This is a genomic window from Syntrophus aciditrophicus SB, assembly GCF_000013405.1.
In the GTDB taxonomy this organism is placed as follows: Bacteria; Desulfobacterota; Syntrophia; order Syntrophales; family Syntrophaceae; genus Syntrophus; species Syntrophus aciditrophicus.
The window spans coordinates 2,566,935-2,587,574 of record NC_007759.1; the positions used below are offsets into that span (position 1 = coordinate 2,566,935).

At 55.4% G+C, this 20,640-nt stretch carries 24 protein-coding genes; 19 read left to right on the plus strand and 5 right to left on the minus strand.

Annotated elements, in window-relative coordinates; all coding sequences use genetic code 11:
• The 8 genes from SYN_RS12070 (at position 1) to SYN_RS12105 (ending at position 7,026) form a co-directional block, all read left to right on the plus strand.
• A complete protein-coding gene (locus SYN_RS12070; protein ID WP_011418450.1) occupies positions 1-1,011 on the plus strand; it encodes a pyridoxal phosphate-dependent aminotransferase in 1,011 nt (336 codons plus the stop codon).
• Positions 1,004-1,639, plus strand: coding sequence for a class I SAM-dependent methyltransferase (locus tag SYN_RS12075; protein ID WP_041585077.1), 636 nt, complete (start codon positions 1,004-1,006; stop codon positions 1,637-1,639). Before SYN_RS12070 ends, SYN_RS12075 begins: the two co-directional genes overlap by 8 nt.
• A 78-nt stretch (positions 1,640-1,717) precedes the next feature.
• Positions 1,718-2,458: a ZIP family metal transporter gene (locus tag SYN_RS12080; protein WP_011418452.1), complete on the plus strand. Its 741-nt coding sequence runs from the start codon at positions 1,718-1,720 to the stop codon at positions 2,456-2,458.
• A 218-nt stretch (positions 2,459-2,676) separates the two neighbouring features.
• A complete protein-coding gene (locus SYN_RS12090) occupies positions 2,677-3,393 on the plus strand; it encodes a P-loop NTPase (RefSeq protein WP_011418454.1) in 717 nt (238 codons plus the stop codon).
• Positions 3,315-3,716 (plus strand): P-loop NTPase, encoded by a 402-nt coding sequence (locus SYN_RS16835; protein ID WP_158302976.1) that lies wholly within the window; start codon positions 3,315-3,317, stop codon positions 3,714-3,716. The genes SYN_RS12090 and SYN_RS16835 overlap by 79 nt, the downstream gene beginning before the upstream one ends.
• Positions 3,717-4,206: 490 nt before the next feature.
• Positions 4,207-5,196, plus strand: coding sequence for a tungstate ABC transporter substrate-binding protein WtpA (gene wtpA, locus SYN_RS12095; protein WP_011418456.1), 990 nt, complete (start codon positions 4,207-4,209; stop codon positions 5,194-5,196).
• A gap of 13 nt (positions 5,197-5,209) precedes the next feature.
• Positions 5,210-5,995, plus strand: coding sequence for an ABC transporter permease (locus tag SYN_RS16120; protein ID WP_041585079.1), 786 nt, complete (start codon positions 5,210-5,212; stop codon positions 5,993-5,995).
• The gene (locus SYN_RS12105; RefSeq protein WP_041585080.1) at positions 5,992-7,026 is read left to right on the plus strand and encodes an ABC transporter ATP-binding protein; all 1,035 of its coding nucleotides are present in this window, start codon (positions 5,992-5,994) and stop codon (positions 7,024-7,026) included. The genes SYN_RS16120 and SYN_RS12105 overlap by 4 nt, the downstream gene beginning before the upstream one ends.
• A gap of 123 nt (positions 7,027-7,149) precedes the next feature.
• Here SYN_RS12105 and SYN_RS12110 read toward each other — a convergent pair whose 3' ends face one another.
• Entirely contained in the window at positions 7,150-7,404 is a 255-nt protein-coding gene (locus SYN_RS12110) for a hypothetical protein (RefSeq protein WP_011418458.1), read from the minus strand.
• Positions 7,405-7,643: 239 nt separating this feature from the next.
• On the opposite strand from SYN_RS12110, the gene SYN_RS12115 reads away from it, so the two are divergent.
• Complete coding sequence (locus tag SYN_RS12115) at positions 7,644-8,531, plus strand: Mrp/NBP35 family ATP-binding protein (protein ID WP_011418459.1); 888 nt, start codon at positions 7,644-7,646, stop codon at positions 8,529-8,531.
• A 231-nt stretch (positions 8,532-8,762) separates the two neighbouring features.
• Here the strand turns inward: SYN_RS12115 and SYN_RS16840 are convergent, their stop codons facing one another.
• On the minus strand, positions 8,763-8,885 hold the full coding sequence (locus tag SYN_RS16840; RefSeq protein WP_258165138.1) for a hypothetical protein: 123 nt from the start codon (positions 8,883-8,885) through the stop codon (positions 8,763-8,765).
• Between SYN_RS16840 and SYN_RS12120 the strand changes: the two genes are divergently transcribed.
• From SYN_RS12120 to SYN_RS12130, 3 genes are all read left to right on the plus strand, one after another.
• Complete coding sequence (locus SYN_RS12120) at positions 8,884-9,273, plus strand: sulfite exporter TauE/SafE family protein (RefSeq protein ID WP_041585081.1); 390 nt, start codon at positions 8,884-8,886, stop codon at positions 9,271-9,273. The two genes, SYN_RS16840 and SYN_RS12120, sit on opposite strands and share 2 nt — an antisense overlap.
• 25 nt (positions 9,274-9,298) lie before the next feature.
• The gene (locus SYN_RS12125; protein WP_148202574.1) at positions 9,299-10,567 is read left to right on the plus strand and encodes an amidohydrolase; all 1,269 of its coding nucleotides are present in this window, start codon (positions 9,299-9,301) and stop codon (positions 10,565-10,567) included.
• Between the two features lie 155 nt (positions 10,568-10,722).
• On the plus strand, positions 10,723-11,205 hold the full coding sequence (locus SYN_RS12130; protein ID WP_011418462.1) for a flavodoxin family protein: 483 nt from the start codon (positions 10,723-10,725) through the stop codon (positions 11,203-11,205).
• 3 nt (positions 11,206-11,208) lie between these two features.
• Here the strand turns inward: SYN_RS12130 and SYN_RS12135 are convergent, their stop codons facing one another.
• Positions 11,209-11,664 carry a hypothetical protein gene (locus SYN_RS12135; RefSeq protein ID WP_011418463.1) on the minus strand — a complete coding sequence of 152 codons (456 nt, stop codon included), beginning with the start codon at positions 11,662-11,664 and terminating at the stop codon, positions 11,209-11,211.
• Between the two features lie 649 nt (positions 11,665-12,313).
• On the opposite strand from SYN_RS12135, the gene SYN_RS12140 reads away from it, so the two are divergent.
• Positions 12,314-12,610 (plus strand): HigA family addiction module antitoxin, encoded by a 297-nt coding sequence (locus tag SYN_RS12140; RefSeq protein ID WP_041585082.1) that lies wholly within the window; start codon positions 12,314-12,316, stop codon positions 12,608-12,610.
• Positions 12,611-12,888: 278 nt separating this feature from the next.
• On the opposite strand, the gene SYN_RS12145 is transcribed toward SYN_RS12140, so the two are convergent.
• Positions 12,889-13,074, minus strand: a complete 186-nt coding sequence (locus SYN_RS12145; RefSeq protein ID WP_041585083.1) for a hypothetical protein — start codon at positions 13,072-13,074, stop codon at positions 12,889-12,891.
• Between the two features lie 84 nt (positions 13,075-13,158).
• Here SYN_RS12145 and SYN_RS12150 point away from each other — a divergent pair, with 84 nt between their 5' ends.
• The 6 genes from SYN_RS12150 (at position 13,159) to SYN_RS15440 (ending at position 19,976) form a co-directional block, all read left to right on the plus strand.
• Positions 13,159-14,226, plus strand: coding sequence for a 3-isopropylmalate dehydrogenase (locus SYN_RS12150; protein WP_041585084.1), 1,068 nt, complete (start codon positions 13,159-13,161; stop codon positions 14,224-14,226).
• 258 nt (positions 14,227-14,484) lie between these two features.
• Positions 14,485-16,035, plus strand: a complete 1,551-nt coding sequence (locus SYN_RS12155) for a 2-isopropylmalate synthase (protein ID WP_011418468.1) — start codon at positions 14,485-14,487, stop codon at positions 16,033-16,035.
• Between the two features lie 167 nt (positions 16,036-16,202).
• The gene (leuC, locus tag SYN_RS12160) at positions 16,203-17,465 is read left to right on the plus strand and encodes a 3-isopropylmalate dehydratase large subunit (RefSeq protein ID WP_011418469.1); all 1,263 of its coding nucleotides are present in this window, start codon (positions 16,203-16,205) and stop codon (positions 17,463-17,465) included.
• Between the two features lie 89 nt (positions 17,466-17,554).
• The gene (locus SYN_RS12165) at positions 17,555-18,049 is read left to right on the plus strand and encodes a 3-isopropylmalate dehydratase small subunit (protein WP_011418470.1); all 495 of its coding nucleotides are present in this window, start codon (positions 17,555-17,557) and stop codon (positions 18,047-18,049) included.
• A 109-nt stretch (positions 18,050-18,158) separates the two neighbouring features.
• On the plus strand, positions 18,159-19,226 hold the full coding sequence (rtcA, locus tag SYN_RS12170; protein WP_011418471.1) for an RNA 3'-terminal phosphate cyclase: 1,068 nt from the start codon (positions 18,159-18,161) through the stop codon (positions 19,224-19,226).
• 90 nt (positions 19,227-19,316) lie between these two features.
• Positions 19,317-19,976 (plus strand): hypothetical protein, encoded by a 660-nt coding sequence (locus SYN_RS15440; protein WP_049749991.1) that lies wholly within the window; start codon positions 19,317-19,319, stop codon positions 19,974-19,976.
• Positions 19,977-20,022: 46 nt separating this feature from the next.
• Here the strand turns inward: SYN_RS15440 and SYN_RS12180 are convergent, their stop codons facing one another.
• Entirely contained in the window at positions 20,023-20,478 is a 456-nt protein-coding gene (locus tag SYN_RS12180; RefSeq protein WP_011418473.1) for a ferritin-like domain-containing protein, read from the minus strand.
• Positions 20,479-20,640 lie beyond the last annotated feature (162 nt).

Consider the following 20,640-nt stretch of genomic DNA (forward strand, 5'->3'; position numbering starts at 1 on the left):
ATGAGCCACATAACAGAAAAAGGCGGGGGAACGTTCCAAGGCATCAAACTCCTCCTTTGCGAAAACCCGTTGCCGCCGATTGACCAAGCCATCGCGGCAGCCCGGTCCGAGTTGCCGCGAAGCAATTACTACACGGAACCTTATTCAGCACCTTTGCGCTCGCTCATCAGCGAACAGCTCGGCATTTCAGAACGACTCATTCACATTAATGCCGGCTCCGAGCTCATCCTCCGACAGCTCTTTGACCGTTTCGGTCAGCAGGTCCACCTGCTGACTCCGACCTATGTCCTCTTCCCCGAAATCGCGCGGCATTATACAGAAACACGACTTTCTCCTGAAAAAGATTTCGCATATGACCTGGCCGACGTAGTGATTCCCGAGGGAACCACACTAACCGTTATCGTAAATCCAAACAACCCCAATGGGGGCGTTTTCGACATGGCCTCCTTGCCCGAGCTGTTAAGCCGCCACCCGAAGACAATGTTCCTTATTGACGAGGCGTTCATCGGCCTGGCCGGAAAATCCGTCACGCACCTGGTTCCGAAGTATCCCAATCTGCTTGTCACCCGCACCCTCTCCAAGGCGCACAGTCTTGCAGGTTTCCGAGTAGGTTACGGCATATTTCCCGAGGCTGTCGCCGATGACTTGAACAACCGTAACGATGCCTATCCGCTTGCCCGCCCCAGCCAGGCGGCAGCCATAGCCACACTCCAAAATGAAGAACGCATTCAGGAACGGGCTTCCCAGTTGCGCCTCTGGACAGAGGAACTCGCCGTACAATTGCGAACCCTGGGCGTGCGCACTTTTCCGACTGAAACCTATTTCTTTCTGGCGGACTTCTCACCTCATGACGCATCCAGGATTGCCGATCAGCTTCGCAGCCGCAACATCCTGATTAAGCCGCTTAACGATCCTGTACTCGGTCCGGGATATATGCGCATTACCACGGCGCTGCCGGAAGACAACCGCCGGTTCATAGATGCTTTGCGCGAGGTCATGTCCGGTGCCTAAAATCGTTCCTTTCGAGACTCACCATCGGCGCTATGAAGCGTGGTTTGAAAAGCATGAGGCCGTTTACATCTCCGAGCTGCTTGCCTTGCGCCCTTTCGTTCCCTGGAAAGGCAGGGGGATCGAGATCGGCGTCGGCAGCGGCCGCTTCGCCGCCCCTCTGGGTGTGCCGCTGGGTCTGGACCCCTCCCCGGCAATGCTGGCATATGCCGCATCACGCGGTATCGAGACCGTGGAAGGCGTTGCCGAGAACCTGCCTTTCGCAGCAGATACCTTTGATTACGCCTTGCTGGTGACGACCATCTGCTTCGTCGATTCCCCAATGGAGGCGCTCGCGGAGGCTCATCGAATACTCAAGCCGGGCGGCCGCCTGACAATCGGTTTCATTGACCGGGAGAGCTTCCTGGGACAGGAATACCTGGTTCACCAGAACGAAAGCGTCTTTTACCGCGAGGCCACGTTTTATTCTGCGGATGAGGTGGGGCTTTTTCTTGCAAAAACCGGTTTTTTGATTGACGACTGGGGTCAGACACTCGCACGCCCTCTCCACAAGATTTGCAAGATCGAACCTCTCCGGACAGGGCACGGCCAATGTGCCTTTGTGGTTGCAGCAGCAACGAAAGTGGATTAATCTGAAGCAAACGGGTTTGATCAACAAGGCTTTTCGTTTTTCCGGCGTACGCGTTTTGTTGCGCATCAGGACACTTCAATGAACACTCTTCTCTGGATTATTGTCGGCGGTCTGCTGATGAGCGCCATTGCCATGATCGGCGGCATCTCTGTTATCTTGCCGCCTGCAGTGCTGCAGCGATTTCTTCTGCCCATGGTTGCACTTGCCGCGGGAACGCTGCTGGGCGGCGCCTTCTTCCACATGGTTCCCGAAGGGATAAAGACATTAGTCCCCCTTGATGCGGCGGTATGGCTCGTTGCAGGCTTTACGACGTTCCTTCTCGTGGAACAGTTTCTCCACTGGCATCACTCGCATGACAGTGCGGCCACTGATTATGAGCCCATGACGTATCTGGTTCTCCTCGGGGATGCCTTGCACAACTTTCTCGGCGGAATCGGGATCGCCAGCACGTTTCTCATGGATCCCAAAGCCGGGATTACTGCATGGTTTGCAGCCGCCGCTCATGAGGTACCTCAGGAACTCGGTGATTTCGCCATATTGGTGCATGGCGGCTGGAACCGATGGCGGGCGCTGCTCTGGAACGTGATTTCCGCATTGACCTTCCCTCTGGGAGCTCTGCTTGCCTACCTGTTCTCTCAGCGCTTTTCGGTAAGCGGACTGGTTTTATTCGGAGCCGGAAACTTCCTTTACATAGCAGCCTCAGATCTTGTCCCGGAAATCAAGGCACATCCCAGTCTGCGCGTTGCAGCCCTTCATTTCGGCTGTTTCGCCCTGGGCCTGATCTCCATGCTGGTCCTGGCGTATGGTTTTCACAAATGACCCTGCAACTGTTACAGGAATTGAAGGAGGGTCTATGCAACGGGTTTTGATTTCTTCGATTGCAACAGGAAGATCCGCAACGGGTTGCATGGTTTACAAGGAAACAGCCATGCAGCGAGGCAAAAAAGGCTGTCATAAATCAAAGGTCATTAACACGGAAAAGATTTCGGCGATGAATGCAGAATTGAAAACAAAACATTGCAAGGAAGGTCGTTGTCATGATCGATGAGCAGAAGGTTCGAGAGGTCCTCAAACTCATCCTGGATCCCGAGCTGAAAAAGAGTCTGCTGGACCTGGGAATGATTCGGGATGTCTGCGTGAAAAAGGATCGGGTCAGCCTGACCCTTGCCCTTACCACGGTGAAGTGCCCTAAAAAAGATGCCATCGTGGCTGAGATCAAGCGCGTGCTTATGGCCTTGCCCGGGATCGCCGGGGTCGATGTCGAGTTGACGACGCTGAACCGGGAAGAACTGCATTCATTGTTCCCGAAACATCCTCTGGTCGGCCTGGACAAAGTGCGCCATGTCCTGGCTGTTGCCAGCGGCAAAGGCGGGGTGGGAAAAACAACTATCGCCGTAAATGTCGCCCTGGCCCTGGCTCGAAAGGGCAACCGGGTCGGCCTGCTCGATGCGGATGTTTATGGCCCAAGCATTCCGATCATGCTGGCCATCGATGATTCCCCTGAATGGGAAAATCAGATGATTCTTCCTATTGAAAAGTTCGGACTCAGGATTATGTCATTGGGCATGCTCACCGCAGAGGGCCAGTCCATTGTCTGGCGCGGCCCTCTGGTTTCCAGGGCCATCAAGCAATTGCTGGGCGAGGTTATGTGGGGCGATCTGGATTATCTGGGTTTGTGGATCTCCCTCCTGGAACCGGAGATCCTTCCATCACGATCGCTCAATCCATTCCCACCGCTGCCGTCCTTATGGTGACAACGCCACAGGAAGTCGCCCTGGCCGATGTCCGCAGGGCCATTAATTTGTTCAAAAAATTCGAGATAAACATGATCGGCCTTGTGGAAAACATGTCTTATTTCTTCGACAGGCGCTCCGAAAAACCGATTGAGATTTTCGGCCGGGGCGGGGGTGAAAAATTAAGCAGGGAATTCGGGCTTCCTTTGCTTGCCCGGCTTCCTCTCGATCCGGATATCGGGAGAAGCGGAGACTCCGGTGTGCCTCTGATGATTTCGTCTCCGAATTCCGAAGCGGGCCGCATCTTTCAGGTCATTGCGGAAAAAGTCCTTTCTTCGATCTGATAAAAGGCCTGATTACATTATCCATAGCGATAACATATCACCTGTTTCCTTAAAAAGTATCCAAAACAACGCTTATTCTGTGTGCAGGCGCCAATCCCTGCAGGAGCCGTTGCCTTCCTGATGTGCGCAATATCGCGATCTCCCAATAAAAATACAGTCGCATAATTGCATCCTATTTACTGAAAATCCTTTCTTCCCACATTCCATCACGAATGGACATCATTAATTTTCGTAATTAAATAAGTGATTTATTATTTTTGGAATATTTTGTGATTATTTCTTACTCTTTGTAAGAAAAGGAAATCAGGGACGGCAAAACAGCAATTGCGGCAAACGGTAAAAAGTATAAGAGTCAACCGGACATGAGTTTAGACGGGTCATGCCGCCGACCTTCTCATTAAATGTGTGCCTGTGATTTCCTATGTGCATGATCGGCTTATTGAATGACCTGTTAAAAGCAGGTTAAATTTTTCATAAGGAGGAATGAATCATGGAAAAATCATTTGTTAAACGGGTTTTTGCGTTTTTTCTGATCCTGGCTGCTTTCGCGTTCCTTTCACTGCCCCAGGCCTTTGCCGAACCGAAAGGAACCGTTGTCATGTTTCACGCGGGAAGCCTGACCATGCCCTTCGAAGCCATGGAGAAGGAATTCGAGGCCAGATATCCCGGCGTGGACCTCCAGCGCGAGGCCAGTGGCAGTCAGGCGGCGGCCAGGAAGGTGACCGACCTGAACAAACCGTGCGATATCATGGCATCCGCTGACTTCAAGGTCATTGACAAGCTTCTGATCCCCAAGCATGCCGACTGGAATATCCGTTTTGCCACCAACGAGCTCGTTCTCTGCTACACAGACAAGAGCAAATTCGCGAAGGAAGTGAATGCAAAGAACTGGTACAACATCCTGCAGAGGAAAGGCGTGGTCTGGGGTCACTCCGATCCGAATCTCGATCCCTGCGGATACCGGGCCCTGATGGTGCTCCAGCTGGCCGAAAAATATTACAAGAAACCGGGTTTGTACGAAAAAATTCTCGCGAATCGGCCTGTGGAGAATATCCGGCCCAAGTCGGTTGAACTGGTATCCCTGCTCCAGACTGGGAACATGGACTATGCTTGGGAATATCGTTCCGTTGCCGTTCAGCATAACCTCAAATATGTTTCGCTTCCGGACAAGATCAATCTGGGAAATTACAAGGAAGACCCGTACTATTCCCAGGCCGTTGTCAAAGTGACAGGGAAAAAACCGGGCGAATATATGGAAATGAAGGGAGCGTCGACCACCTACGGGATCACGCTGATCAAGAATGCCCCGAACCAGGAGGCGGCGGTTGCCTTTCTCGAATATATGCTCAACCCCAAAGGCGGATTGAAAATTCTGAAAGACCAGGGACAGCCGCCCTTCATTCCCTGCCGGGTGCCCACCCAGAAGATGAAATCCACACTGCCGGAAAAGCTGCAGAAGCTGGTAGAGGTAAAGGATTGACAGGAAGAACGTTATGGTGAGGAAGGGACCGTTCTATTGGGTTTCGATTTCGTGCGGCATCATGGTGCTCGCCTTTATTCTCCTGCCGCTCGTCGAACTGCTGACGGCCCCTTCCGGAACCATGCTCAAGGAAACGCTCCGGGACAAGAATGTCATACGCTCCATCTGGCTGAGCATCTATACGGCCATGTCGGCAGCCGGGATATCTTTTATCGTCGGAACGCCGCTGGCCTATGTGCTCGCCCGATCACAATTCAGGGGTAAACATTTCATCGAAAGCATCATCGATCTGCCTATCGTCATTCCCCATCCCGTGGTCGGTATTGCGATTCTGAGTGTGGCGGGAAGGAACCACTGGCTTGGCCATTTCATGCAGGAACTCGGAATCAGGATCATGGGCAGTACGACAGGCATCATAACCGTTCTCACCTTTGTGGGCATGCCCTTCTACATCAACGCCCTCAAATCCGGCTTCGAGGCCATCTCCCCCAGACTGGAAAACGTTTCCCGGAGCCTCGGCGCCTCCATGTGGAGCACCTTTATCCGAATTACCTTCCCCCTTGCATGGCGGAGTGTTCTGGTGGGACTGATCATGTGCTGCGCACGATCCATCAGCGAGTTCGGAGCCGTCGTTGTGGTAGCCTATCATCCCATGATCGCTCCGGTGCTCATCTACGAACGGTACGAGGGATACGGACTCCAGTACTCTCAACCTGTAGCGGTGTGGCTTGTTCTCGTATGCCTTTCGCTGTTCCTTGTCCTCAGAGTGCTCGCTCTTCCGCAGAAAAAGGCATCATGATCGACATCAAAGGACTTAAAGTACACCTTGGCGAATTCCGCCTGAAAGACATCGATCTCTCCATAGATGAGGGGGAATTTTTCGTGCTCATGGGCCCCACCGGCGCCGGAAAAACCGTCCTGCTGGAAGCCATTGCCGGACTCGTACCCATCATCGACGGATCTATCGCCATCGGCGGCTGTGACGTGAGCCGCTTGCCTCCGGAGCAAAGGGGCGTCGGCATCATGTATCAGGATTATGCCCTGTTTCCCCATCTGACCATCACGCGCAACATTACTTACGGGCTGCGCTATCAAAAACGCAAAGGAACTTCGGAGAAACTGCTCAGGCAGCTCGTGGATGACCTCGGCATCGGCCACCTGCTCCGCCGCTATCCGGAAACTCTCAGCGGCGGCGAGTTGCAGAGGGTTGCACTGGCGCGTGCCCTCATGGTGGAGCCTCGGGTCATCCTGCTGGATGAACCTCTTTCAGCCCTTGACCAGAACTTCAGGGAGGAAATCAGGCTGCTGCTCAAACAGATTCACCGGGGTTCACGAATCACGTTTTTCATGGTGACGCACGACTTTTCAGAAGCGCTGACTCTCGCTACCAAGGCAGCAATAATGAATAACGGCGCCATTGTTCAGACCGGAACAATCCGGGATATTTTCCAGAAACCTTCATCCTCTTTTGTGGCCAACTTCGTGGGCATGAAGAACGTCTTTCCAACAGAGTTCAATGGATCGACAGCCATAATTGACACGCTCGCTATAGAAGTTCCTCCTCCAAACACCAATTCCACGGGGCACATAGCCATCAGGCCCGAAGACATCGTAATCAGCCTGAAGCCGCTGGAGTCGAGCATGCGCAATTCTTTTACCGGCATTGTAAGCGGTATCATCGACCAGGGTTTCCTCTACGAGGTGCATGTCCGCGTCCATGACGTGGTTTTCAAGTCGCTCGTCACCAAGGGCTCGGCGATTGACCTGGAGCTGGATGTCGACAAGGATGTATACATTTCATTCAAGTCGTCCGCCGTTCATATCTTCTGATACGGCTGGCGATCCGGCCGGATCAGGATACGCCCCAATCATCTTTTCCAACCCCATCCGTCCCGGACAATGGATCAGGTGGGAAAACTCGATGTCCTCATCAGAACATGAAACTTCCGGAATTTATCCTTCTTCCTCTTTGAGAAAGAATCGATGGTATTCCGGCTCGGACAGGTATTTTTTCAGCACTTTACCCGCGACATCAAAGATTTCCGTCAGATCTTCATCGCTCATCCGTTTCAGAATGACTTTCATCAACTCGTCATCGGATAATTTCTGCAGATAGAACTGGACGGTATTCTCGTCGGTCTGCCGGTCCAGGCCATAACCCACAAAACCGTCATACGTCTCCACAAAACGATGGGAATGCTTTGCCATAACGACCCCCTGATTCCTTTTTTGTTTTTTTCGACCCGTCGCAATAAACCAGACTGGGCGCAGGATATCAACCTTCTCATGAGAAAAATGGAATTTTTTTATCGGGATCGCACATGACCGCCATTTCTTCGGTGGAAACTCCGGTACCCGATATGGTAATGAGTAGGCGCTTATCCAGTCAGGATAAACATAAGCATGTAATCATCATATCGCAATAAAACGAAAAAGGAGAAAACATTATGGGATCATGCAGTTCGTGCAATTCAGGCAATTCACCGGAAGGCGGAGGTTGCTCGATGGCGGGAGGTCAGCCGCCCAAGGCCCCCTCAGCCTCCCTCGAAGATGAGAAATTGAAGAAAAACCTGCAGCGCATCGCGCACAAAATCCTCGTTCTATCGGGAAAAGGCGGGGTCGGAAAGAGCACTGTCGCCGTCAATCTGGCGATTGCCCTGTCCCTCGAAGGAAAGCGTGTGGGCCTTCTCGATGTGGATTTTCATGGCCCGAGCATCCCCACGCTCCTTCATCTGGAGGGAAGAAGGCCGGAAGTGACCGACCACGGGACGATGCTTCCCATTGCCATTGAAGGCGGGATGAAGGTCATGTCCCTGGGATTTCTGCTGAACCGTCCGGAGGACGCGGTGATCTGGCGCGGGCCGTTGAAGATCGGCGCGATCAAGCAGCTCCTTGGCGATGTGGAGTGGGGCGACCTGGACTATCTCGTCATCGATTTCCCCCCCGGCACGGGAGACGAACCGCTCACCGTCGCCAACCTGATCCCGGAAGCGGACGGCGCGGTGGTGGTGACGACGCCTCAGGATGTCTCGACGATCGATGTCAGCAAATCCGTGACGTTCTGCCGGCAGTTGAACATCCCCGTCCTGGGCGTTGTCGAAAACATGAGCGGCCTGGTCTGTCCGCACTGTTCACAGGTGATCGACCTGTTCAAACAGGGCGGCGGCGAAGAAATGGCCAAACGGATGAATGTGCCCTTCCTGGGGCGAATCCCCCTGGATCCCCAGATCGTGGAATCGTCCGACGCGGGAGAACCCTTTATCTTCCACCACAAGAACACGGAAGCCGCGGAAGCGTTCCGGCGGATCGTCGCACCGCTGCTGGCGCTTCCGTAAGACGGGGGGAAAATCTTGTCTCCTTCTGCGGATGTTCGGATGTCCGGCGTTCAGCGGGCTGCTTCAGTGAACCTTACGGAAGCAGCCCGCTCTTCGCCTGCTCCGGACCGTCTTCAAGTCGCTTTCCTGCCGGCATCGAGGGCGGGTTCATGAGGATTCCCGCTGTTTTTGTTTGACACAGACGACATCCTGTGGCAGGATATTCACCAATTTATTAATTAATTCTATCGGTTATCCCTGTCGTTCTTTTACCGTCGAACCGCTTCCCCGCCCCGGCATGAAAGGCGTTGTATCGGATGCGGCCCATCGATCATCCGTCCGCCCATCATACCGGGAACACGAAGGAGTTTTCATGCTTCCGCCCTCTCCCGCCCTTCTGCTGCTCATCGGCTTCATCGCCGGAATCGCCGCCGGTCTGTTCGGCATCGGCGGCGGAGTGCTTATCGTTCCCGCCCTCGTTTACCTGGCTGGATTTCCGCTGCATACGGCCGTCGGCACGAGTCTGGCGATCCTCCTTCCCCCGGTGGGACTGGCCGCCGTTCTGACCTATTACCGTTACGGACAGGTCAATCTCAAAGCCGCGTTGATTGTCGCTGCCGCCCTGTTTCTGGGAAGCTGGCTGGGCGCCATCCTGGCGAATCATCTTTCCGGTCCGCATTTGAAACTGGCCTTTGGAATTTTTGTAGCGGGTCTCGGCATCTACCTGATCATTGGCGCAATGCGCCAACTGGCATGGATCTGAAGCTAAGATCACGGAAAGGAGCCTCATGTCCCCCGGCAAACTCACAAAGCCCGAATCTCATGACCCGTTGAAAACGCTTTCCGCGATTCAGGAAAAGGACTATCCTTATCTTGAAAGTCTCTATCAGGATCTCCACCGCCATCCGGAACTTTCCGGAAGGGAAGAGAAAACGTCCAGGCGGATGACCGTGGAGATGGAGCAGGCAGGTTTCCGGGCTACGCCGGGCATCGGCGGTAACGGGGTGGTGGGGATGCTGGAAAACGGTCCCGGTCCGGTCGTCATGGTCCGGGCGGACATGGACGCCCTGCCGATTGAGGAGAAAACCGGTCTCCCTTACGCCAGCCGGGTCAGGACCCTGATGGAATCAGGGCAGGAGGTCGGCGTGATGCATGCCTGCGGCCACGATGTCCACATGACCGTCCTGATTGGGGCGGCACGGCTGCTGGCGCGATTCCGCAATTGCTGGCAGGGAACCCTGCTTCTGGTCGCTCAGCCTGCCGAGGAAAACGCCGCCGGCGCGGCGGCCATGATCGCCGACGGCCTTTTCATCCGCTTTCCCCGTCCCGATTTCGCTCTTGGCCTCCATGTTCTCCCCGGGCCGGCAGGCGCCGTTCTTTATCACGAAGGTTTCTGGTTCGCCGGCTCGACAACTCTCGAGCTGACCGTGTACGGGAAAGGAGGACATGCCGCCCGGCCTCATGAGACGCGGGACCCCGTCGTTCTGGCTGCCCAGATGATCCTCGCGTTTCAGACGGTGGTCAGCCGGGAAACCGATCCGATGGAACCGGCGGTGCTCACCGTATCCTCTTTTCATGCGGGAAACCGGGACAACGTCATTCCGGAAACGGCCACTCTCCAGATCAGCCTCCGCGCGTTCAGCCGCGAACAGCATGAGCGGATGATTTCCGCCCTGAAACGGATCGCCGAGGGCATCGCCAGGACGGGCGGCATCCCCGAGGATCAGCTTCCCCGACTGTCAGTCAGATCATCCACGCCGGTCCTCTACAACGATCCTCGGCTCACCCGCAGACTCGTCCGCCGGTTCCGCCGGACTTTCGGCCGTTCCCGGGTCGCTGAAGTGCCGGCAATGACGGCCTCGGAGGATTTCTCCTGTTTCGGGCAGGCGGGAATTCCTCTCTGCTATTTCGGACTGGGAATGGCGGATCCCCAGGGAGAAAGCCCTCCCCTTCACAGTCCTTACATGGCTCCTCTCCCGGAACCGACGATTTCGACCGGAGTTGCCGCCATGACCGCAGCCGTTCTGGAACTGCTCCCGGCTCTTGATCAAAGCTGATGCTCAGGCGGCAAGGCAGAGGCAGAGAAGGTTCAATTTTTAAGGTTCAAGATTCTATGTTCTACGTTTCAGGTCAGGATTTCCAGGCGAAAAACTTAGAACATTGAACTTTGAACGCTGAATAGAATCTCATTTTATCAACAGGAGGTGTCAGAATGCAGGTACTGGTAATGTATTATTCCCGGACGGGACACACAAAATTGCTGGCGGAAGCGATAGCCCAGGGCGTTTCCGAAGTTGATCCGGTCAAATGTCTGCTGAAGCCCATCTCCGAGGTCACGAAGGAAGACTTCCTCAATTCCGATGGCGTCATTGCCGGCTCCCCCGTTTATTTCGGCGGGATGGCGGCGGACATGAAGGCCCTGCTGGATTCCTTCGTCTCCGTACGCCCGAAGATGGCCGACAAGATCGGCGCCGCCTTCGCCACTTCGGGAGACCTCTCCGGCGGCAAGGAAACGACCCTGATGTCTCTGCTTCAGGCCCTGATGATCTACGGGATGATTGTGGTGGGCGATCCCATGGATGCCACGGGACATTACGGCGTTTCCTGCGTGGGAGAACCCGATGCGGCAGCCCGGGCCAACGGGGCCAAGCTGGGCAAGCGGGTCGCCACTCTGGTCAAGAAACTGAAAGGATAAAGTTCAGGGCGCTTTCGTATTCATCGCCATGCGCCGCAGGGCGTCCTCGAAAAGGACATCCATCCGGGTCTCGGAAAGAAGCCTTTCCACAAATCCGATCCCGAAGGTCGGATGACGGATCACGTCACCGGCCTGAAAGGATTTCTGGAGATCATAAGCCCGGATATCCCCCTCATCCTTGATTTTTTCACATTTCCTTGTCCATTCCTGAAGCGTCGGCTTCCTTTGTTCGGACTTTGCGGACGGGGAAGCCGACACCCTCCGACCGACCTTCGCCCCTCTCAGTCGCGCGGCGCCGGGTTTCATTTCCGGTTTCGGCCCCCGATACTTGTGCTCGGCGCCGCAGGTTCTGCATTTGACCTTCTGGATCACCCCTCCCATCTCGAAAAGGACGACGTGGGACAGGGTCAGTTTACAGCGCAGACAATACGCGTCAATCAGTTCACCAACGGAAGACACATAAACTCCTTAATCATTTTTTACGGGAAAAACCTGTCCCCGGCCAAAAAATCGTCGAAAACTCCCCACCTGCCGGAAAAGCCGGAAGACCCGGAAAAGCACAGGCTTGAGACGGGAATCTCGAGGAAACGATAAAAAATTGAATTAATCTGAAGCAGGATAAAAATCGGAATTCGGCCTGAACTTCGCGAAAAAAAACTGCGGTTTCCCCTGTTGAAGAGGGGGTTCTCTTATCACATCCGGTTGTGGAAGAAAAAGGTTTTTTATTTCAGATCCGCATGAAAACGTTCAAAACCAGCGGAAGATAAAAAATCTTTACAATAAAGCTATAATGTAAAAAAAAAGCTTTACATTATAGCTTCAAAGTAATAAGCAAGTGCGTGTGCGGTAAAGAATTCATCACAGATCGTACCGTTCGACGTTTTGAGGCTGTTGCACGAAAAAAAGGAAACTTGATCATCTGCATCATGATCGTCATCTGCAAGACATCAGGCAACCTCCCGGCAATTGACCTTATCCGCTGAAAGGCACCAGGAAGAACGAAGCAGCATTCAGATCCGCATTCGATGGCAAGTCCATCTTAAAGGGGAAAACGAACTTGCCTGTGTTATTAAAATTTTAGAGTGTCACTATGAATCAGGAGGTAGATATGAAAGATCAATCATTAACTCTGACTTCACCCGGGAAAATACTGTATGAAAAATACATGTTGCCCAATGGGCTGAGTGTCAGCGACCTGGCTCGCAACATTGACGTTTCTCCGGAAAAAATCAATGGAATCATCGATGATCGACGGGCTATTTCAGCAGACATCGCTCTTCGCTTAGGTGAATTTTTCGATGTATCCCCCAGAATGTGGCTTGAACTTCAACTCGATTATTCGATCACGAAGTGCAGCTTGAACAGCCCGGAACTGTCCCCCGCATCCATGGAGGCCGTGGCGTAAAACAGGAGCAGACAACCTTTTGAGGTCCCGGTCCATGCGGGCAGGATTCCATTCCCCTTGAGTCTTCCCCAAACCGGACATCCTGAAAAGTTCAGACTCCCGGAATTGCCCCGAACATGGTGAAGACCGGTTCAGATGTCCAGTTCTTTCTTTATAGACGGTATTTCCCGGTGTTTTCCTGAATCAGCGCTTCATCCTTGTTATGGTGTCGGCGTTGCCCGGAAGTCGCGGATGCCTTTGGAATCGGTTCCGCAAGGGTTCGTCGTGTTTATCCCCCATTAATGGCGATATCGTTGCCGTTGCCTGCCATTTGCGGGCAACGGCAATCGCCGGATTACCGCCACCCTCAGAGCTTCCTTCCTGGATTCAGCATGCCCCTCCGGGCAATCGACAGAAACCGTTCCCAGCCAGTCACGCTTCAAAAACCGTCTTTCACCGCTACCCCCTGCTTTATCCATGATCATTTTAATCACCCCTTAACTGAGAATTTCCTTGACATCGGACGGTAAGCCTATTAACGAATTCAGAAAAAAATGCAGGAGGATTCCATGGGGACAGAATTTCATGTCGGTGTGATTCCCGGTGACGGAACAGGGCCGGAAGTCGTTGCGGAAGGCATCAAAGTGCTCAATGCCGCGGCCAGTCGATACGGCTTCGGCCTGAAATATACCACCTACGACCTGGGCGGGGAACGCTACAAGCGGACAGGCGAAACCCTTCCGGACAGCGTGATCCGGGAACTGAAACAGCATAAGGCCATCTTTCTCGGCGCGATCGGTCATCCCGAAGTAGCACCGGGCATCCTCGAAAAGGGCATCCTGTTGAGGGCCCGCTTTGAACTGGATCAGTACATCAATCTGCGCCCCGTGAAACTTTATGAAGGCGTCGATACGCCTCTGAAAAACAAGGGACCGGAGGAAATCGATTTCGTGGTCGTCCGGGAAAACACCGAAGGGCTCTATGCCGGCGCGGGCGGCGTCCTTAAAAGGGGAACCGCCGATGAAGTGGCCATCCAGGAATCCATCAATACACGCAAGGGTGTGGAGCGCTGCATCCGCTTCGCCTTCGACATCACCCGAAAACGAAACAAGGGAAAGAAACTGACCCTGTGCGGCAAAACCAACGTCCTGACCTTCGCCTTCGATCTCTGGGAACGAACCTTCTATGAAGTCGCGAAGGACTATCCCGACATCGCGACGGATTACGCCCACGTGGACGCCACCTGCATGTGGATGGTCAAGAATCCCGAATGGTTCGACGTCATTGTCACGGACAACATGTTCGGCGACATCATCACCGATCTGGGCGCCATGATCCAGGGCGGCATGGGCGTTGCCGCCGGCGGCAACATCAATCCCGAGGGCGTCTCCATGTTCGAGCCCATCGGCGGCTCCGCGCCCAAATACACGGGCAGGAACGTCATCAATCCCCTGGCCGCCATCATGGCCGGCGCCATGATGCTGGATTTTCTCGGTCAGGAGGAGGCGGCCCAGTGCATCGAAACGTCGGTGCAGAAGGCCATCCGGAACGATCTCACCTCCATGGACGCCGGAAAGATGGGCATGGGGACCAAGGAAGTGGGCGACCTGATCAGCCGGTACGTTCTGGAAAAATAAGGAAAATCAGGGCTTGACAAGCTCCGCTTTTTATTTTAAGGAGAGAAACGTTTTTAGAAAGGATCTGACTTCCGTGGCAAATAGAGAAAGGGCCGATATCCTGTTAGACAGCCTGTTGCTTCTGGGCCTCGCCCTTCTGTGCCTTGCTTTCCATCGCCCGGTCTTTTCAGGTCAACCGTAAACGAAGAAAAAAAAGAAAAACTGAAAGGCCATGGGCGGAAAGCTCATGGCCTTTTTTTATCCAGGAAAGGAGCCTTTATGGATTCACCAGAGAAAAGAATTTATATTTTTGATACGACGCTCCGGGATGGGGAACAATCACCCGGTTCGAGCATGAACCCCGCGGAAAAACTCCGGATCGCCCGCCAGCTCGAAAAGATGGGGGTCGATATCATCGAAGCCGGCTTCCCCATCGCTTCCGAAGGCGATTTCCTTTCGGTCCAGCAGATCGCCCAGGAGATCCGCGGCGCCCAGATTGCCGGTCTGGCCAGGGCCAACAACGCCGATATCGACCGGGCTTGGGAAGCGATTCGGGACGCGGCCAATCCGCGCATTCACACCTTCATCTCCTCCTCGGACATCCATCTGAAATATCAGCTCCGGAAATCCCGGGAGCAGGTCCTGAAGGAGGCCGTCGCCGCCGTCGAAAGGGCGCGGAGCTATACGCCCAACGTGGAATTTTCCCCCATGGACGCCACCCGCACGGATCGGGGTTATCTCTGCGAAATGGTGGAGGCGGTCATTGCCGCCGGGGCATCGACGGTCAACATCCCCGATACGGTGGGATACGCCATTCCGCAGGAATTCGGCGAACTGATCGCCTATCTTCGTGCCAACGTTCCCAATATTTCCCAGGCGATCATCTCCGTGCACTGCCACAACGATCTCGGACTGGCAGTGGCCAATTCCCTGTCCGCCATCCTCAACGGCGCCCGGCAGGTCGAATGCACGATCAATGGCATCGGGGAGCGGGCGGGCAACACGGCCATGGAGGAAGTGGTCATGGCCCTCCGGACGCGCAAAGATCTCTTCGGCTTTTATACGGGCATCAAGACGGAGAGCATTTATCAGTCCTCCCGTCTGCTGACCCAGATCACGGGCGTCGCGGTACAGCCGAACAAGGCTATCGTCGGGGCGAACGCCTTCGCCCACGAATCCGGCATTCATCAGGACGGCCTGATCAAGGAAAAAATCACCTATGAGATCATGACGCCTCAGTCCGTCGGCATTTCCGACTCCCACATCGTTCTGGGCAAGCATTCCGGTCGTCACGCCGTTTCGGAGCACCTGAAAAAACTGGGGTTCAACCTGTCCGACACGGAGCTGAACAAGATTTTTGTCCGCTTCAAGGAACTGGCCGACGCCAAAAAGAACGTCTTCGACGAAGACCTGGAAGCCATTGTCTATGAAGAGCTTTACCGGGTAGAGGACAAATACAAGCTGATCTACCTCAATGTGGTCAGCGGAAACGTCGCCATCCCCACGGCCACGATGCAGATGGAAGTGGACAGGGAAATCGTCCAGGATGCCGGCTTCGGTGTCGGTCCGGTGGATGCCACCTTTGACGCGATCCGGAAAATCACGGGCACAAACTACGATCTGCTCCGCTACGTCGTCAATGCCATCTCCGGCGGGACGGACGCTCAGGGCGAAGTGACCGTGCAGCTCAAGTTCAACGGCCGCTCCGTCGTGGGGCACGGCGCCGACCTCGATGTCATCGTGGCTTCGGCCCGGGCCTACATCAACGCCCTGAACCGCCTGGAGTTCCTCAAGCGGGATGCCGGCAAGATCAAATCGGAATACGAATAGGCAACATCGTTAAACTTGAATTAATACGCATTTTACGATATCGAGAAAAGCCTGTTCCAATCCCGTTTCAAAGCGCGCTCCGCGTTGGCTTCGTTATCGGTTCGCCGCCCTGCGGTCATCTTTGATCTGGAACTGGAATTAAAATCCTTTCATGGGAGTGGAAAATCATGGGAATGACCATTACGGAAAAGATCCTTTGCCGGCATACCGACCTCGACGAAGTCCGTCCCGGAATGCTGATCAACGCGAAGGTGGATATCGCCCTGGGAAACGACGTCACGGCTCCGCTGGCTATTGACGAATTCCGCAAGGCGGGAGGAAAGAAGGTCTTCGACCGGGACAAGGTGGTCCTCATTCCGGACCATTTTACCCCCAACAAGGACATCAATTCCGCCGCGCAGTGCAAGATCATGCGCGACTTTGCCCGGGAGCAGGAGATCACCCATTACTACGAAGTCGGGGAAGTGGGTGTGGAACACGCCCTCCTGCCGGAAAAAGGCATCGTCCTGCCGGGCGACCTGGTGATCGGGGCGGACAGCCACACCTGCACCTACGGGGCCCTGGGGGCCTTCGCGACAGGTGTGGGCAGTACGGACCTGGCGGCGGCCATGCTGACCGGCGAAGTCTGGTTCAAGGTTCCGGAATCCATCAGGTTCGTCCTCTCCGGAACGCTCAATCCGTGGGTCTCGGGCAAGGATCTTATCCTTTACATCATCGGTAAGATCGGCGTGGACGGCGCCCTTTACAAGGCCATGGAATTTACGGGCGACACGATCGCCTCCCTGACCATGGCGGACCGCTTTACCATCGCCAACATGGCCATCGAAGCGGGAGGCAAGAACGGCATCTTCACCCCCGATGAAATTACGGAAGCTTATGTGAAGCCCCGGGCAAAACGCCCCTACACCTTTTACGCCTCCGACCCCGATGCCGCCTACGCCCAGGTCATCGAGATCGATGTGAACCGGATAGAACCCCAGGTCGCCTTCCCTCATCTGCCCTCCAACACGAAGGGGATCAGCGAGGTGGGCCAGGTCCCGCTCGATCAGGTCGTCATCGGCTCCTGCACCAACGGACGGATCGAGGATCTGCGGGCAGCGGCCGCCGTGCTGAAAGGACGCAAGGCCGATCCCCGGGTCCGGCTGATCGTCATCCCGGCAACTCAGGAAATCTATCGAATGGCCATGAAGGAAGGACTCTTCGACATCTTCCTTGACGCCAACGCGGCCATCAGCACTCCGACCTGCGGCCCCTGCCTGGGCGGGCATATGGGAATCCTCGCCGCCGGCGAACGGGCCCTGGCGACGACCAACCGGAATTTCGTCGGCCGGATGGGGCACCCCCGCAGCGAGGTGTATCTGAGCAATCCCGCCGTAGCCGCCGCTTCCGCCGTCCTGGGAAGAATTGCCGGCCCTGATGAACTGAAATGAAACTCTCCCGTCTTCCAGAAAACCGTCTCCCCTTTCCGGAGGAGACGGTTTTTTCCGGAAAGACCCAAGACTTCTGAAGGATAAAGCGAATGAAATTTACAGGAAAAGTATGGAAATTCGGCGATAACATCGACACGGACGCCATCATCCCGGCCCGTTATCTGAACACCTTCGATCCCCAGGCCCTCGCCGCCCACTGCATGGAAGACGCCGATCCCGACTTCCCCAAAAAGGTCAGCGCGGGCGACATCATCGTCGCCGGCGAGAACTTCGGCTGCGGCTCATCGAGGGAGCACGCCCCCATCGCCATCAAGGCCGCCGGCGTATCCTGCGTGATCGCGAAAAGCTTCGCCCGGATCTTCTATCGGAACGCCTTCAACATGGGACTGCCCATTTTCGAATCGGCGGAACTGTTTGACCGGGTCGACGAAGGCCAGACCATAACCGTCGACGGCGATTCCGGGGTCATCCTTCTCGAAGGCGCACAGACGCCTCTTTCCATCCAGCCGATCCCCCCTTTCATGCAGGAATTGATCGCCGATGGCGGACTCATGAAGCACCTCGCCCGAAAAAACCGGGGATAAAAATTTTCCATCCGGCAGCGGCGTGGATTTCAGTGTGAGGTGTAAGGTGTGAGGCGTAAGGCGAGTCTCCATTCGGCAACGGCGCGGACTTCGTAAAAGGCGGGGAAAGATGATCGAGATTGACGGCAGCCAAAAATCTGGATCGGGAACCATCGTGCGGGACGCCGTTTCCCTGTCCGCCCTGGCCGGGCGGGATCTGCATCTGACGAACATCCGGGCGAAACGGCGTCCGAAGCCGGGTCTGAGAGCCCAGCATCTCCGGGGCATCGAGGCCATCGCGGAACTCTGCCGCGGCCGGCTGGAAGGCGCGGCAATCAGCTCCGGAGAGATCCGGTTCTTCCCCGGACAGACAATCCGCGGCGGCCGGTATGACTGGGACATCGGCACGGCCGGCTCCACCACGATGCTCGTCCTTTGCGTTCTCCCCCTGGCTCTGTTTGCCGACGGGCCTTCCCTTTTCCGGATTACAGGCGGGCTCTTTCAGGACTTCGCCCCTTCCGTTTACTCCCTGCAAACCGTCCTCCTCCCCCTTTTGAGGCGGATGGGCGCACAGATCGATCTTCGCATTATGCGCCCCGGCTATGTCCCCCAGGGGCAGGGCCAGATCACCGTCGACGTGACGCCGTTGAAGCGCCCGCTGAAGCCGCTGATCCTGACAGCCCAGGGAAATCTGCTGGAAATCCGGGGAATCGCCCTGTCCTCCCTGTTGAAAGAGAGACAGGTCTCCGAACGGATGGCGGAGGAATGCCGGAAAACCCTGCAGGCCGAGGGGCATGACGCCCGGATCGATCTCCTTTACGATACGGCGGGAAACCCCGTCTATGAAAAATCGGCGGTCCAGGCGGGAGCTGCCCTCGCCCTCTGGGCGAAAACCGACACGGAATGTCTGCTGGGTGCGGACCGCGCGGGCGCGCCGCGCCGCAGTTCGGAAACCATCGGCAGGCAGGTGGCCCGGATGATGACGGAAACCCTGCAGACCGGCGCGACTCTGGATGTTCACGCAGCGGACCAGATCATCCCCTTCGCGGCCCTGGCCGAAGGAGAGAGCTCCTTCGTGATTCCGCGGATGACCGATCACATCGATTCCCGGCTCTGGCTGGTGGAAACCTTTCTCGGGGCGGAAACGGAGCTCCGGGACCGCACCCTGCGCATCCGCGGGATCGGCTACCGGAGATAAACGTTAAAGCTTCAACGTTAAATGCTCACTTGTCCGCACAAAAGTCCGGACAGCGAACATCGAACCTGGAACATTATAAGGAGTCCCGTCTTGCCCGCTGAAAATGATTATTCCGGCCCCTCAGCCGCCCGGCTTGACTTCGAGACCATCCGGATCGACCTGCCCCGGCAATCGATCTACCAGCGGCTTGGCTACCGGCGGGACGCCACGCGGATCTCCCCTCAGCAGGCCGCGGAAATCGAAAACTACATGGAAGAGGCACGGGATCTGATCCATCTCCAGGGAACGGTCCTGCGCCTGCCGATTCGTGAGCACACTCCCGAGCGCGTCATCCTGGGCGATGACATTCTTTTCGAAAGCCGCAACCTTGCCCGATTTTTTGCCGGCTGCCAGGAAGCGGCGATCATGGGAGCGACGGCGGGACCGGCGATCATGGCGGCCATCGCGGAAGACGCCGCCGGACGCAACGTCACCCGCGCCGTCGTGATGGACGCCACGGCCAGCGAGATGGCGGATGGTGCACTGGACTGGATCATGAGCTATCTGCGCGGCATCCTCCGCAGGGAAAACAGGATGCTCCTGCCCCGGCGCTACTCCGCAGGCTACGGCGATTTTCTTCTGGAGAATCAGCGCGTTCTTTATCGCCTCCTGCAGTTGGACCGCTTCGGCGTCGCACTCACGGAAAGCTGCCTGCTGGTCCCCGAAAAATCCGTAACGGCCCTCACGGGAATCAGGGAAACCGCACCGTGAAGGCCGACCCCGCCCACACCATTTTTCAGGGCGGGAACATCGATTTCTACCAGGCCTCGGGAAAGGCCATATTGGTATAGAGATCTTCCAGTTTTGCCTTGTGGGATTGTTCCATCGCCGCAAGTTTGTCAAAAATATTTTTCTGCTCCGCGTCGTCGCTGGCCTGAGAGAATCCGAGGTACAGGTTCATGGCGTCCTCTTCCTTTTTCATGGCCAGTGCTATGGCATCAACAGGCTTCATATCCATGGAGAGTTTCGGCCTCTCAACGGTTTCGGACACTTTGTAATTCTGGCCTGCCTGGAACTTCATAATCCGCGACTCATCGGCGAGAAAACCTTCCAACAATGCGCGGTGTCCACGTTCCTCAGCAGCCAGATTGCCAAAAATGGTCTTCAGATTGCTGTCCGCCGTTTTGTCGCACACGTCCTGATAAAAAATCGCCGCCTCTATTTCCCTTCCTATCGCCATGCTTAAAATCTCTTTGTAGACCTCTGATTTCATTTTCTTCTCCTTGTGTTTTTTTAAATTCTACGGGATCACCCCATTCAATCCCCGCCGGCGCTCCGGCAACGATCAGAACCGACCCTGCCCTGAAGAATAAGAATGGAGCGGCATCTGCAACGAATTTTCAACCATCTGGACAACTGACACTTCCACATCTGC